Source organism: Acidobacteriota bacterium (assembly GCA_040752915.1).
In the GTDB taxonomy this organism is placed as follows: domain Bacteria; phylum Acidobacteriota; class UBA4820; order UBA4820; family DSQY01; genus JBFLVU01.
Genome location: JBFMHB010000001.1, coordinates 130,120 through 143,882 on the forward strand (window position 1 = coordinate 130,120; position 13,763 = coordinate 143,882).

Annotated in this window: 14 protein-coding genes; 7 read left to right on the forward strand and 7 right to left on the reverse strand. The window is 66.3% G+C overall.

Annotation, left to right across the window (positions count from 1 at the left end; all coding sequences use genetic code 11):
- From AB1824_00600 to AB1824_00610, 3 genes are all read left to right on the forward strand, one after another.
- Complete coding sequence (locus AB1824_00600; protein MEW5763447.1) at window positions 1-279, forward strand: integration host factor subunit beta; 279 nt, start codon at window positions 1-3, stop codon at window positions 277-279.
- Window positions 280-381: 102 nt separating this feature from the next.
- Window positions 382-876, forward strand: coding sequence for an HIT domain-containing protein (locus AB1824_00605; protein ID MEW5763448.1), 495 nt, complete (start codon window positions 382-384; stop codon window positions 874-876).
- 6 nt (window positions 877-882) lie between these two features.
- Entirely contained in the window at window positions 883-1,287 is a 405-nt protein-coding gene (locus AB1824_00610) for a hypothetical protein (GenBank protein MEW5763449.1), read from the forward strand.
- On the opposite strand, the gene AB1824_00615 is transcribed toward AB1824_00610, so the two are convergent.
- On the reverse strand, window positions 1,284-1,787 hold the full coding sequence (locus AB1824_00615) for a hypothetical protein (protein MEW5763450.1): 504 nt from the start codon (window positions 1,785-1,787) through the stop codon (window positions 1,284-1,286). The two genes, AB1824_00610 and AB1824_00615, sit on opposite strands and share 4 nt — an antisense overlap.
- Before the next feature lie 141 nt (window positions 1,788-1,928).
- On the opposite strand from AB1824_00615, the gene AB1824_00620 reads away from it, so the two are divergent.
- The 4 genes from AB1824_00620 (at window position 1,929) to ruvA (ending at window position 5,046) form a co-directional block, all read left to right on the forward strand.
- Window positions 1,929-3,137 (forward strand): 6-phosphofructokinase, encoded by a 1,209-nt coding sequence (locus tag AB1824_00620; GenBank protein MEW5763451.1) that lies wholly within the window; start codon window positions 1,929-1,931, stop codon window positions 3,135-3,137.
- A gap of 81 nt (window positions 3,138-3,218) precedes the next feature.
- Window positions 3,219-3,971, forward strand: coding sequence for a YebC/PmpR family DNA-binding transcriptional regulator (locus AB1824_00625; GenBank protein ID MEW5763452.1), 753 nt, complete (start codon window positions 3,219-3,221; stop codon window positions 3,969-3,971).
- Complete coding sequence (gene ruvC / locus AB1824_00630; GenBank protein MEW5763453.1) at window positions 3,968-4,462, forward strand: crossover junction endodeoxyribonuclease RuvC; 495 nt, start codon at window positions 3,968-3,970, stop codon at window positions 4,460-4,462. The genes AB1824_00625 and ruvC overlap by 4 nt, the downstream gene beginning before the upstream one ends.
- Window positions 4,459-5,046 (forward strand): Holliday junction branch migration protein RuvA, encoded by a 588-nt coding sequence (ruvA, locus tag AB1824_00635; protein MEW5763454.1) that lies wholly within the window; start codon window positions 4,459-4,461, stop codon window positions 5,044-5,046. Before ruvC ends, ruvA begins: the two co-directional genes overlap by 4 nt.
- 55 nt (window positions 5,047-5,101) lie before the next feature.
- Here the strand turns inward: ruvA and AB1824_00640 are convergent, their stop codons facing one another.
- From AB1824_00640 to AB1824_00665, 6 genes are all read right to left on the reverse strand, one after another.
- The gene (locus AB1824_00640; GenBank protein ID MEW5763455.1) at window positions 5,102-5,782 is read right to left on the reverse strand and encodes a response regulator; all 681 of its coding nucleotides are present in this window, start codon (window positions 5,780-5,782) and stop codon (window positions 5,102-5,104) included.
- A 117-nt stretch (window positions 5,783-5,899) separates the two neighbouring features.
- Window positions 5,900-6,853: a cysteine synthase A gene (gene cysK, locus AB1824_00645; protein ID MEW5763456.1), complete on the reverse strand. Its 954-nt coding sequence runs from the start codon at window positions 6,851-6,853 to the stop codon at window positions 5,900-5,902.
- A complete protein-coding gene (gene nth, locus AB1824_00650) occupies window positions 6,850-7,575 on the reverse strand; it encodes an endonuclease III (protein MEW5763457.1) in 726 nt (241 codons plus the stop codon). The genes cysK and nth overlap by 4 nt, the downstream gene beginning before the upstream one ends.
- Before the next feature lie 642 nt (window positions 7,576-8,217).
- The gene (gene lnt / locus AB1824_00655) at window positions 8,218-9,792 is read right to left on the reverse strand and encodes an apolipoprotein N-acyltransferase (protein ID MEW5763458.1); all 1,575 of its coding nucleotides are present in this window, start codon (window positions 9,790-9,792) and stop codon (window positions 8,218-8,220) included.
- Window positions 9,741-11,888, reverse strand: coding sequence for an ATP-dependent DNA helicase RecG (recG, locus tag AB1824_00660; protein MEW5763459.1), 2,148 nt, complete (start codon window positions 11,886-11,888; stop codon window positions 9,741-9,743). Before recG ends, lnt begins: the two co-directional genes overlap by 52 nt.
- Window positions 11,872-13,704 carry a long-chain fatty acid--CoA ligase gene (locus AB1824_00665; GenBank protein MEW5763460.1) on the reverse strand — a complete coding sequence of 611 codons (1,833 nt, stop codon included), beginning with the start codon at window positions 13,702-13,704 and terminating at the stop codon, window positions 11,872-11,874. Before AB1824_00665 ends, recG begins: the two co-directional genes overlap by 17 nt.
- Window positions 13,705-13,763 lie beyond the last annotated feature (59 nt).

Here is a 13,763-nt window from a genome sequence, read left to right on the forward strand (position 1 = left end):
ATGACGAAGGCTGACCTGATCGAACTGGTGGCCAAGCAGTCCACCCTGCCGAAGAAACCGGCGGAGATCATCGTCAACACCATCTTCAAGGCCGTGACCGACGCCCTCGAAAGCGGAGAGAAGGTCGAACTCCGCGGCTTCGGGAGTTTCCGCATGAAGGTGCGGGAGGCCCGCACGGCCCGCAACCCCAAGACCGGCGAAAAGGTCCAGGTCTCACGGAAGAAGGTCCCCTACTTCCGGGCTGGCAAGGAACTCAAGGAAGCGGTGAACCGTCACTGAACCCGCGCGGGGCGGGGGCCCCAGCGGGCTCCCCGCCCCCACCGCCGCTCGGCCGCCCCGGGTCCCGGCGGGGCCCGGGGCCATTTCTGCGGGGGCGCGACCATGGAGATCGTCTTTTCGCCCTGGCGCCTTCAATACGTGAAGGATCCCGACAAGCAGGCCGGCGGGTGCGTGTTCTGCAAGGCCTTTACCGATCCGCCTTCGTTGGACAACCTGGTGGTGTACCGCGACGGCGCGACGGCCGTTCTCCTGAACAAGTTCCCGTACACGAACGGCCATCTCCTCGTGGTCCCCAGGGCCCACGTGGACACCCTCACCGGCCTGGACACCGCGGCCCGGGCTTCAGCCATCGAGACCGTCGCGTATTGCGAGCACCTCCTCAGGCGGGTTTACAACCCGCACGGATTCAACGTGGGCCTCAACCTGGGCGAGGCGGCCGGGGCCGGAATCATCGACCACCTGCACTTCCACATCGTGCCCAGGTGGACCGGAGACACGAACTTCACGACGCTCTTCGGCAAGCTCCGGGTCATCCCCGAGGATCTCCAAGGCCTTTTCGAGCGCCTCCGCGTCGAATTTCCGGAGAAGATCGGGTAACCCCCCGTGCGCGAGAGCCGTACCGCCGATCGCGTCGTTCAGTGGTTGGACCGGGCAACCGAGGCCCGCCGGGCGTGCCTCCGCTCGGCCTCCGAGGGCAGGGTTTACGACAGCGCCCTCTCGGCCTTCGACTCGGTGCGATTCGCCCTCCACGGCGCCGCCGAAGCTCACGGCATCGCCTCCCGTGAAGGAGACAGCCTGCTGGCCCTGGCCGAGTCCCTCTCGAAGGCCACGCAATTCGGGTGCATCCCCTGCCGATTCTCCTCGCTCCTCGTGCTCGGGCAGGACCTCCGGGCCGCCGGATATCCCCCGGACCGCGTGCGGCGGATGCTGCCGAAGGCCCTGGAGGTATCAGAGAACCTGGCCCACCTGGCCCTGGCAAGGGTCCCCGAGGCCTCCCGGCAGGACTAGTCCCTCCCCTTCCGATCTCTGCCCCTCCCATCCTCCAAGGGATTCTCCGGCGCGGAGAACCCCCCTCGGACCTCCGGGTGGCGGATCTGCCCTCCCAGGTTCGCGGCCCAGGTCACCAGGCCGGCGGCGGCCAGGAGCAGGACGAGGCAGAGGGCGGTGGCCCTCCGGCCCGGCGATTCCGCTTTCCGTTGAAGGAGGAGAACCGCCCCCGCGGCGAGGCCCGCGACGGCCATCGCCAGAAGCGCGGCAAGGGCCGCCTCCTCGTGAGCCTCCAAGATCGCGTGGGGCATTTCCGGAAAATCTTCCACAACCTCCTCCGCCTCCCGTCCGGAAAAGAAGGCGAGGAGGGCGGCGGGCGCCAGCAGGAAACTGCCAAGAAGCGAGGCTCGCCGTAGCTCGGCGCTTCGCCTGACGAAGGCCCACGCGCCCAGGGCCAGCACGAAGAACGCGCCCATGACGGGCGCGTGGTTCACGATAAGGTGCAGGTGGGCCCAGTTCATCGCCATCTCCTCGAAAAAAATATGCCGTTAGAATACTCCAAACGCTCCTTCGCCGCAGTCCATTGCCGGAGGCCTGCTCCCGCCGTATACTCGGGTCTCAGGCATCAGCGGCGTGCGTTTCGCCTTTTTGGAGGTGCGTCCATGGTCGGCTCCTCGTTCACCGGTCCCGCCGGTGGCCCGAAGGTGGGGATGGTCTTTTCCGGCGGCCCCGCGCCTGCCGCCAACGCCGTCATCTCGGCGGCCGCTCTCGGTTTCCTGGACCACGGAATCGGAGTCCTGGGGTTCCTCGACGGGTTCTCCCGCCTGGAGAGGTGGGATGGGTCCGAGGGGTCCCGGCTCGAGCCCGGCCGTGACTACCTCGTCCTCGACGACTCGATCTCCACGATCCGGAACCACCGGGGCATCTTCCTCCGGTCCTCGCGGGCCAATCCCGGCAAGTCCGTTCGAAGCCGCGGCGACCTTGAGGACGCGTCCAAATCCTCCAAGCTGCGCGCCATCGTCAGCGGGCTGAAGGCCCACGGCGTTGGCGCCCTTCTCACCATGGGCGGCGACGACACGCTGAAGACGGCCAACTTCCTCCACCTTCTCGGGATGCCCACCATCCACATCCCCAAGACCATCGACAACGACTACTATGGAATCGCCTGGACCTTCGGATTCTGGACGGCGGTGGACTCCGCCCAGAAGGCCCTTCTCAACCTGAAGGCCGACGCCGACTCCACCAACGCCTACTTCCTGGTGGAGCTCATGGGGCGCAAAGCCGGCTGGATCACCTACGCCGCGGGGGTGGCGGGCGAAGCGTGCGACATCCTCGCCGCCGAGGACGTGGACGGAGACGTGGACCCGGATGCCCTCGCCTCCCGTTTCGCGGACCTGATCATCCGGAGGGAGAAGGCCGGGCGCACGGCTGGACTCATCTGCATCGCGGAGGGCCTCGCGGACCGCCTCGGCGAATCCCACCGTCCCCGGGAGGTGGACGCCCACGGGAACGTGTACTTTGGCAAAGCCGAACTCTGCAGAAGCCTCGCGGAAAAGACCGCGGCCCTTTATACGGAGCGGACGGGACGGATCAAGAAAGTCAATCCGAAGCAAATCGGATACGAGACGCGCACGGCCCCACCCATCTCCTTCGACGTGGTCCTGGGTTCCATGCTGGGCCACGGGGCTTTCCGGCTTTATCAGGAAGGCCGCTTCGGGTGCATGGTGAGCGTGGAGGACCAGTTCCAGATTCGCGCGGTGCCCTTCGCCGACCTCATCGATCCGGAAACCCTGCTCACGAAGATCCGCCTCGTGGACCGGGACAGCGACCTCTTCCGATTGAAGGACGCCCTCTCCTACCCGAGGGGCTGAGGGCGGCCCGGGGTTCTCGCCCCGTGACGCGGGAGGGGCCTTCCGTGATAAGATAGGCGCTGGTCTGAGGAGAGGGAACCCATGTCCGGTCACAACAAATGGGCCAATATCAAGGCGCGCAAAGGCTCCCAGGACGCCAAGCGCGGTAAGATGTTCACCAAGATCGCCAAAGAGATCATCGTGGCGGCCAAGCTCGGCGGAGGCGACCCCGATAACAACCCGCGGCTTCGGGCGGCCATCCAGGCGGGCCGGGCCATCAACATGCCCAACGACAACATCAAGAGGGCCATCTCCCGCGGGACGGGTGGCGAGGGCGCCGAGGCCATCGAGGAAATCCTCTTCGAAGGATTCGGGCCCGCCGGCGTCGCCATCATGGTGGAGGTCCAGACCGACAACCGGAACCGTACCACCGGCGAGATCCGCCATCTGTTCAGCAAGTACGGGGGGAACATGGGCGTCCCCGGTTGCGCTGCCCGGAACTTCCAGCGGCAGGGGCAGATCACCGTGGCGGGCGAGGGGCTCACCGAGGAGAAGGTCTTCGAGGCCGCCATCGAGGCCGGGGCGGAGGATGTTCAGAGCGACGGCGATACCTACACGGTCGTCACAACCTTCGAATCCCTCAACAGCGTGAACGATGCGCTCGTCAAGGCCGGCCTCCCGGTCACCGGCTCCAGGCCCGCGTACGTCCCACTCCTGACCGTCCGCCTCCAGGGGGACCAGGTGAAGGGCCTCCTCAAGCTGGTGGACGCCCTGGAGGACAACGACGACGTGGCGGCCGTTTGGGCCAACTTCGACATCGACGACAAGGACCTGGAGGCTTTCGAGGCCGGATGATCGCGCTCGGGGTGGACTCGGGCTCCCGGTGCACCGGTTACGGCGTCGTGGAAGGACGCGGGCCCGCCCACCGGGCGCTTGCCTTCGGGGCCGTGCGGTTGTCCCCGGATCTGCCCCACTCCGAACGGCTCGCCCTCATCGGCGAGAGGCTCCGCGCTCTCATCGGGGAATTCCACCCGGAAGTCCTGGCCCTCGAAGGGGTCTTCATGGCCGAGAACGCCCAGAGCGCGCTCAAACTGGGGCAGGTGCGAGGGGCCGTCATGTTGACCGCCGCCCAGGTGGGCGTGCCTGTCTTGGAGATTTCGCCGGCGGAAGTCAAGGCGGCCGTCACCGGCTACGGCCGGGCGGAAAAGGTTCAAGTCCAGAAAATGGTCCAGGCCATCCTCGGTTTGCCCAAGCCTCCGACGCCGCTCGACGCCTCCGATGCGCTCGCCCTGGCCATCTGCGCCCTGGCCCGGAGCCGGCTTGGGTCCGTCGGAGCCCCAAGATGATCGGGCGCCTCCGGGGGAAACTCCTGGAGCGCGAGCCCTCCGGCCTGGTGGTGGAAGCGGGCGGCGTGGGCTACCAGGTCCAGGTGCCCCTGACCACCTTCACGCGGCTCCAAGAAGACACGGTGGACCTTTACATCCACACGGAGGTGAGGGCCGACGCCATCCTGCTCTTCGGCTTCCTCACCCGCCCCGAAAGGGAAACCTTCCGGAGACTCATGGCCGTTCAGGGCGTGGGTCCCATGACGGCTCTGGCCGTGCTCTCGGGACTCACGTTTGACGAGCTTCTGGCGGCCATCCGGGGTGGCGACACCCGAAGGCTCCAGTCCATCCCGCGCGTGGGCAAGAAGACCGCCGAGCGGATCTGCCTCGAACTGCGGGAGAAGATGTCCGATTTCGGCGGGATCTCCCTCCCGGGGACCCCAACCTCCACCCTCGGCGGCGAACTGACGGACGCGCTGACGGCCCTGGAGAGCCTCGGATACAAGACCGCCCAAGCCGAAAAGGCCCTCGCCGACGCGCGCGCTCAGGCGCCCGCCGGACCCATCGAGACGTGGATCCGCCTCGCCCTCAAGTCCTTGTCCTGAATCACGAGGAGCGCCCGGCCCCAGGGGCCTTGCACCGCCGGCCGCGGGCGGGAGGCTAAAGGCCGCCCCTCAATCCCGCGTCCACGAAAGCCTGGATACGGCGCCGGTCTTCGGGGCCGAGGTCCTCGAACTGGACCCCGTAGGCGTTGAGGCGCGAATCCACCTCCCGAGCCTCCCTCACCACCTTGCCCGAGACCCTCACCTTGTCCTTTTCGAGGGGGAGGGTGATTTGGAGTTGAATGGAGTCGCCCAGCTTCAATCGCCGGGCGGTCAAAATCAGGATGCCCGAGGCACTCAGGTTGAGGGAATTGCACAGGAACAGACTCGATTGCACGTACCCCTGCACCTGAACGTAGACCAGAAGGCGGGCGTCCTTGCGCACGGCGATCGAGAGGAGGCGGCGGCAGGCCTCGTTGAAATCGCCCCCCACGACGGGTTTTCGCAGGACGGTGTTGACCCCCTCCGGCTTCTCCGCCGACGGGCTCCCGCTCAGAAGGATCAGGGCGGCGTGGCGGCCCGCCGGGTTGAGCCGAACTTGCTTTACGAAATCCCGGACCTCCATGTCGGCCAGTCGGTCGTCCGTGATGATGAGGCTCGGGCTCACCTCCGAGATTTTTCGGAGGGCCTCCTCGCCCGTCGCGGCGCGTAGGACCTCGTGCTCCTTCCTCAGGAGGAGGCTCTGGTCAAACGGCACCACCGGAATTCCGCTCTCCAAGATCAGAATGCGATGTCCCATGGGCCCCTCCGGGTCCGCACCCCCCTCGGCGGGGACGCGGGCCCATGATGACTCGATTGCGCCTAGCCCCGTAGCAAGTGTAGGCCCAGGCGGGAGCCCGATTCAAGAGCCCACGGGTCAGGGGGCGGCGGATTCCGGCTCCTCGTAGGGATAAAGCGGGGTGGAGAGATACCGTTCGCCGCTATCGCACACGACGCTCACGACGCGCTTCCCGGGCCCGAGCTCCCGGGCCACCCCGAGGGCGGCGTGAAGGATCGCCCCCGAGGAGATGCCCGCCAGGATGCCCTCTTCGAGTCCGAGGCGGCGGGCCGCCTCGAGGGCCTCGTCGAACCCGACGCGCACGACCCGGTCCACCACCGAGGGGTCGTAGTTGTCCGGAACGAATCCGGCTCCGATTCCCTGGATCCGGTGCTTTCCTGGCTCTCCACCCGAGAGCACGGGCGAATCCGACGGTTCCACCGCCAGGACCATGACCGATGGCCCCAGGCTGGCCTTGAGCATTCTCCCGACGCCCGCCACCGTTCCACCCGTCCCGACCCCCGCCACGAAGGCGTCCAGTTTTCCCCCCGTGTCCCTCAGTACTTCCAGGGCCGTCGAGTTCCTGTGGATCCAGGGATTCGCCGGATTGTCGAACTGTGAGGGCACGAAGCACCCCGGCGTTTCGGAGGCGATGCGGAGGGCCACGGCGATGGCCCCCTTCATCCCCTTCTCTCCCGGAGTCAGAATCAGCCGGGCGCCGAAGGCCTGGAGCAGCCGCCTCCGTTCCAGACTCATGGTGTCCGGCATCACAAGGGTCAGCCGGTATCCCTTCTGCGCGGCCACCATGGCGAGACCGATCCCCGTGTTCCCGGAGGTCGGCTCGACGATGGACATCCCAGGCAGGAGGGTTCCCGCTTCCTCGGCGGCGGATATCATCGCGTGCGCGATGCGGTCCTTTACGCTGGCGCCGGGATTGAGGGATTCGAGTTTGACGCACACTTCGGCCATGTCCGCCGATGGAATCCGGTTCAGGCGCACGAGGGGCGTATCCCCTATGACCTGCGAGATGTTGTCGTAGATTCGTCCTCTCATCTCTCTCGCTCCTGAGCCTCGGGACGGACCGCGCCCTCCCTGGCCCGCTCTCTCCCGAAGACAGGCCCGGCGGCAGGACGTTCCTGGCCGAGGCCGATTCGGGGACAATCGCTCATCAACAGGCATCCGCCGCACCTGGGCACCCGGGCCGTACAGATGGCCCGACCGTGCCGGATCAGCCGGTGGCCGAGGGCCGTCCATTCCCGCCTGGGAAACCGGGCCATGAGATCCGCCTCGATGGCTTCGGACCTTCGATGCGCCGTCAACCCGAGCCGCCTCGAAAGCCGCGCCACGTGCGTATCCACCACGAACCCCTCTTGGATTCCAAATCCCGTTCCCAGAACCACGTTGGCCGTCTTCCTGGCCACTCCGGGGAGCCGAAGCAGTTCTTCCATGGTCCCTGGCACCGCTCCTCCGTGCCTTTCGGCGATGAGGCGGCTGACCTGCCTCAGGAAACGGGCCTTGTTCCGGAAAAACCCCGTGGGACGAACGATCTCTTCCAGTTCCTGGGGCTCGGCCTCCGCCAGCTCCCCGGGTCCAGGCCATCTCCCGAACAGGGCCGGCGTGACCTGGTTCACACGCTCATCGCGGCATCGGGCCGACAGGATCGTCGCCACGAGGAGCTCAAAGGGCGTCCGGAAGGACAGGGTGCAGGATGCGTCCGGATAGAGAGCCCTCAAGCCTTCCGCGACGCGTTTGGCCCGTCCAGACTCCTCCCGCATGCCAACCCCCTTCCGGACCTCTCCGGAAAACGATGACGGTAAAGGGAAAAACCGTCCCCTTCACCCGGCCTATTCCCGCAGGCGGCCGGACAAACCGGGTCCGGAGGAGGGTGGATCGCCCTTATAGGGTGCGTCCTTCCTTTTCGCCCGACGATCTTCCGGCGAACCCGCCGACCCCTTGAACCCGAATTTGGGTCGGACGTGCCCCCGGAAACCTACTAACCTGAAGCGGCCCGATTCAAACGGCCCTGCGGGCGACCCTTTCCTGCGCCCAAGAGAACACCGACTCGGGCTGGTCTAGGAATGCGCCTCGACCGGGTGGACTCCCGGAATTCGACTTATCTCACGCCACACTCGCCAAACATCTCAACAATGAGGTGATTTCGATATATAAAATATAGCCAGTAGCCAAGTTCCAACACCCGTTTCAGCGCACCCCAGACAAGGCCAAATGGGGGTTCTTTTCTTCCCACTGTGATGGTTGACCCGCAACCATTCTACTGTAGAAATTGGTGCCCAAGTCTGGAATGCTCTCTCCGGACCATTCGAAGAACCCAAAGGAACCCGGCGATCTCCGGTGTTTCTTCATGAGGTTTCCTTCAACGACCCAGGCGCTCTTGGTCCCCCTCCCCCTCCCTCCGCTCAGGGGCTCTCGATCTCCGCGGCGGGCGCGTCCAATCGTCTTCCCCCGAGTCTTGGCCAGGGCACGGCGGCCAGGAAAAGCAGAACCAGGGGCGCCACCAACCAGAGGGCCCCCACTTTCACCCAGAGAGTCTCCGTCTTCCTTGGGGCGACGATGCCCCAGAACGAAGCCGGTTCCCCCGGCGTGGCCGCGGATTGCAGCCGGCCGCGGGGATCCACGATTCCGCTGATCCCGCCGTTGGCGCTCCGGATCAGGAACCGGTCCGTCTCCACGGCGCGGACGCGTTCCATGAGGAAATGCTGGGCGGGACCGGGGGTCCCTTCGTACCATGCATCGTTCGTGAGATTCACGAGAATCTCGCCCCCCTCCCTCACCTGCCTTCTCACTAGACCGGGGAAGATGGCCTCATAACAGATGGTTACGGAGGCCGCGCCGGCGGGAGTGGACAGGGGTCGGAGGGAGTCTCCTGGAACGAAGTCCCCCACCGCCTCCACGAGGGGTCGGGCAAAGAAGAGAAGGCGGCGCAGCGGCACGTATTCCCCGAAGGGGACAAGGTGGGTCTTGGCGTAGCGACCGCCCTCCCCACCCTCCGGCGGCACCAGCACGGCGCCGTTCTGGAACCCCCCTGGACCCTTGAAGGTCGTACCGAGCAGGATGGGAGCGGACAGCTCCCGAGCAATGGAGGCCACCCCCGATCGGTAGGCCTCGTCCCCGTCCCATGCCACGGGTGTGCAGGACTCGGGCCAGACGAGCAACCGCAGGCCGAACTTGCGGAAAGCGAGGCTCAGGGTCTCCAGCCTGGTCCAGGTGCGATCCGCCTCCTCGGGGTCCCATTTCTCATCCTGACGGATGTTCGGCTGAAGGTATCCGACGGCGAGGCGGGGCATGGGAGACACGGGGCGCCCGGCCTGGACGGTCCCCCAGGCGAAGGCGCCCCCATACAGGAGCACCGATAGAAGGACGCCCGCCAAGGTGGACGGGGCCCCGCGCTCCCGGATCCAGAGGGCCACGGCCGCGGCGCCCAGCACGGCCAGGAAGGAGAGGCCGATGACTCCGAGGAACCTGGCGTTCTGGAGCAAGGCGGAGTAGAGGCTGAGGGAATAGCCGGGGCCCCACCACGGAAACCCCGTGAGGAGATGGCCCCTCAGCCATTCCCAGACCACCCAAGCGCAGGGCGCGAGGAGAAGCGCTCCCTCTCCCCGGCGCTTCACGGCCCAGGCCACCGTTGCGTAGAAACCCGCCCAGTAAAGCCCGAGGAGCACGGACAGCCCCGCCACGAGGGGAATGGCCATCCATGGAGCGATCCCCCCGTACCGGACCATGGTGGGAACGAGCCACCAGAGGGTGACGGCTTCGCAAAGGGCTCCGCCCGCCCACCCCCACGACGCCGCCCGGCGGGGTGTCTCTTCCGGCAGAAAGAGAAGGCCCGGAACGAAGGCGGCCACCGCGAGGATGCCCACGCCGTACGGAGGGAGCGAAAGACCCCACAGGACGGCCCCCGCGACCAGGGCCAGGGGGAACCTCAACCGATCTGAGCCAAGCCGCTCGAAAAGACGCCCGACCGTTCCAGCCACTCCAGGTACCTCTCCCTTTCACCGGTCCCCCATTTTCGGCCGGGATCCGAGAGTCGCGCCGCCCAGAGGCGCGCCCGCACCAGCGTATCATGATCTCTTACCGGGTCCGCCACGCGAAAGCCCGCACCGCCCCACTGCCGGACGCCCGCCAGATCCCCTCCCCCCCGAAGACGGAGATCCGCCTCCGCGATCTCGAACCCGTCCTGAGTCCTTTCCAGGACCCTCAGCCGCTCGATGGACTCGGGCGCGGCGGCGGGGGAAACCATGAGCACGCAATAGCCCTTCTGCCCTCCGCGCCCGACCCGCCCGCGAAGCTGGTGCAACTGCGCGAGTCCAAACCGTTCCGCGTGTTCCACCACCATCACGCTGGCCCCGGGCAGATCCACCCCCACCTCCACCACCGTCGTGGCCACCAGAAGCCGAACCTCTCCGGACCGCACCCTCGCCATGACGGATTCCTTCTCCTCGGGCCTCATGCGCCCGTGGAGAAGGGCCGACGGGTACCCGCGGAACGCGCCGGTGGAGAGCCGCTTGAATGCCTCGCTCGCGGCCTGCAGGTCCAGAGCCTCGGACTCCTCCACCAAGGGGAACACCACGAACACCTGGCGCCCCGCATCCATCTCCTTCCTCATGAAGGCTTCCGCCTTTCGCCGGGCCCCTTCTTCGCGGATGGCCGTCACCACTGGGGACCGTCCGGGAGGCATCTCGTCCAGCACGGAGAGGTCCAGGTCTCCGTACAGGGTCAGCGCAAGGCTCCTGGGAATAGGCGTCGCCGTCATGACGAGCACGTTGGGCCGTCTGCCCTTTTCCACGAGGTGGGCCCTCTGAAGCACCCCGAATCGGTGCTGTTCGTCGATGACGACGAGGCCCAGCTCTCGGTACGTCACATGTTCCTGGAAGAGACTCTGGGTCCCGACGAGGATCTGGATGTTCCCCGCGGCCACCTGGGCGAGGATCTCCTTTCGCCCTTTCCCCTTGACGCCGGACGTGAGGAAGGCGGCCCGCAGACCCGTCCCATCGAGCATGGCCTCGAGTTTGAGGTACTGCTGGCGCGCCAGGACTTCCGTGGGCGCCATGAAGGCGGCCTGCAGGCCCTTGTGGGCCGCAAAGATCATGGCCAGAAAAGCGACGACGGTCTTGCCGCTTCCCACGTCCCCGTGAAGGAGCCGGTACATGGGCCGCGGCGAGGCAAGGTCCTCGAACACCTCCCGCAGGACCCGCCGCTGGGCCCCCGTGAGGCGGAAGGGAAGAACACGGCGCAGCAAGTCGCCCGCATCGGGCGACGGGGCGATGACCGGTCCCGGCTTCAAGTCCCGGTCGCGCCGAACCAGAGCGAGGGACCACTGGAATCGCAGGAGTTCCTCGAAGGCCAGCCGCTTGTGGGCCTCGGGCGGCGGCCCCACGGGAACGCCCTCCCCGGGCGCGGGGGGAAAGTGGGCGGTCCTGAAGGCATCGGCCCGTGGAAGCAGGGACTCCTCCCGGAAGAGGTCCCCCGGGAGGATCTCCTGGATCTCCACCGACCCCTTGTCCAGGAGCAGGCCCATGAAAATCCGTCGCAGGGTGCGCGGATGCACCTCTCCTTCCCGGCGGTAGACGGGGACCAGGCGATCTGAGAGGAGGGCCTGGTCCGGACCGTCCGCGGCCTTCTCGACCTCCGGGTTTTCGAGCTGAAGCCGCAGTCCTCCCCGGACCGAGTAAAGTCCCACCTTTCCGTAGAGGAACACCTCGGTTCCAGCGGGCAGGCTCTTCGACAGCCACGGCTGGTTGAACCACACCGCGTGGAGACTGCCCGAGTCGTCCTGAACGATGGCCTCGGTGACGTGAACCCCGCCTCGGAAGCTACGCCTCGGATGGATGGCCGCGATCCGCGCCCGGAAGCATGCGACGGTGCCCGGCTTGGCGGCCCCAAGGCGGGAGGGCCTACGTCGGTCCTCGTATCGGAAGGGAAGCCTCCACAGGAGTCCCTCCAGATCACGCACTCCCGCGGCGGCCAGGCGGCGTGCCGTGGCCGCCGTGATCCCGGGCAGGAGTGCGAGCCCCTCGGTGGACCGCTGGGCGTTCGAAGGACCGCCGGGCCGACTAGTCCGCCTTTCCATTGCCGTTGGAGGCGTACATCTCTTCGATCAGGTGGCCGAACTTCTGGTTGATGACGCGCCGCTTCACCTTCATGGTGGGGGTCAGCTCGCCCTCCTCGGCGGTCAGTTCCTTGGGCAGAAGGCGGCACTTCTTGACCTGCTCGAAGCGGCTCAAGTTCGCGTTCACCCTCTCGAGGACGTTTTCGAAGAGGTGGGCGACGACGGCCTCCCTGCACAGGTCCCGCGGGTCGATCTTGTTCACGCCCTTGCTCTTGGCGTAGTCGATCACGTTGTCCCAGTTGGGAACGATGAGGGCCGTGATGAACGGGCGTCGGTCTCCGATGAGGACGGCCTGGGAGACGTACTTGTTGCGCTTCAGCTCGTTCTCGATGGGCTGGGGAGCCACGTTCTTGCCGCCCGAGGTGACGATGATCTCCTTCTTGCGGTCCGTGATGTAGAGGTACCCGTCCTCGTCCATGGTGGCGATGTCCCCCGTGGCGAACCAGCCGTCCGGAGTCAGGACCTCGGCCGTCTCCTTTTCCATCTTGTAGTAGCCCTTCATGATGCTCGGTCCGCGGACCCAGAGCTCGCCGTCCTCGGCGATCTTGACCTCCACGTTCTTCAAGGGCCTGCCCGGGGACCCGAAACGAATGCGGTCGTTTCCGTGCTGATCCACCTCGTTCACCGTGACCACGGGCGTCGTCTCCGTGAGCCCGTAGCCCTCGGCGATGGGAATCCCGCATCCGTAGAAGAAGGAGGCCAGGTGCCGCGGCAGGGGGGCCCCGCCCGAGACAAAGAAGCGGACCCGCCCGCCGACCCTTGCCCGAAGCTTCTTCGGGACGATCTTATCCGCCAGGGCCCTTCGGAACGAAAGCCCGGCCGGCACCTTCCCACCGCCCGCCTTGAAGGCATCGGCCCATTCGCTGACCGTCCGGATGCTCCAGTGGATCAGGGCCTTCTTGAGGGCGGAACTCTGGGCGGCCTGGTCCATGAGGCGGGCGTATACCTTCTCGTAAAGGCGCGGGACGGCGGCCATGATGGTCGGCTGAACCTCGCCCAAATTGTCGGCCACTTTCTCGATGCTCTCGGCGTAGGCGATGGAAACGCCCTTCCAAAAGTAGCAGTAGTCGATCATGCGTTCGAAGGAGTGGCAGAGGGGGAGAAACACCAGGGCCTTGTCGTTCTGGTCGATGTACAGGTAGTCCATGCCCGCCCGACAGTTTTCCACGAAGTTGTAATGGGTGAGCATGACCCCCTTCGGGACCCCGGTCGTCCCCGAAGTGTAGATCAGGGTCGCGAGGTCCTCCGGCTTGACCTGGGCCGCCACCCGGCGGTGGATGCCCGGGTTCTTGGCGGCGTAATCCTTCCCCCACGCGATGACCTGGTCCCAGGGTAGAAGGTCCCCCAGGCCCTCCGAAGGCGGGTCGAAAATCACAATGTTCTTCAGCCGTTTGAGGTTTTCCTTCTGGGAGAGGAGCTTGTTCGCCTGGTCCTGGTTGGAGACGACCGCGACCTCCGCGTCGCTGTTGTTGGCGATGTACGCGGTTTCCTGGGCGTTCAAGGTCGGATAGATGGGCACGTCGGCCGCCCCTGCCGTGAGCACCGCGTAGTCCGTGAGCAGCCACTTGGGACGATCCTCCGAGATCAGGACCACCTTGTCGCCCGGCTTGACCCCCAATGCCATGAGGCCGCACGAAAAGGCCTCCACCGTCTCGGCGATCTCCTTCGTGGAAACGACCTCCCAGAGGCCTTTTCGCTTTCTCATCAAATGATCCGGCCTTTGAAGCGTTTCGATGGTGTTGAAATAGAGGTCGCAAAGGGTCTTGATTTCGGCCATGGTCCCCTCCTTACCCTGGCATCCGGCCCGAATGGCGTTGCCCGATGCCTCCATGGTGA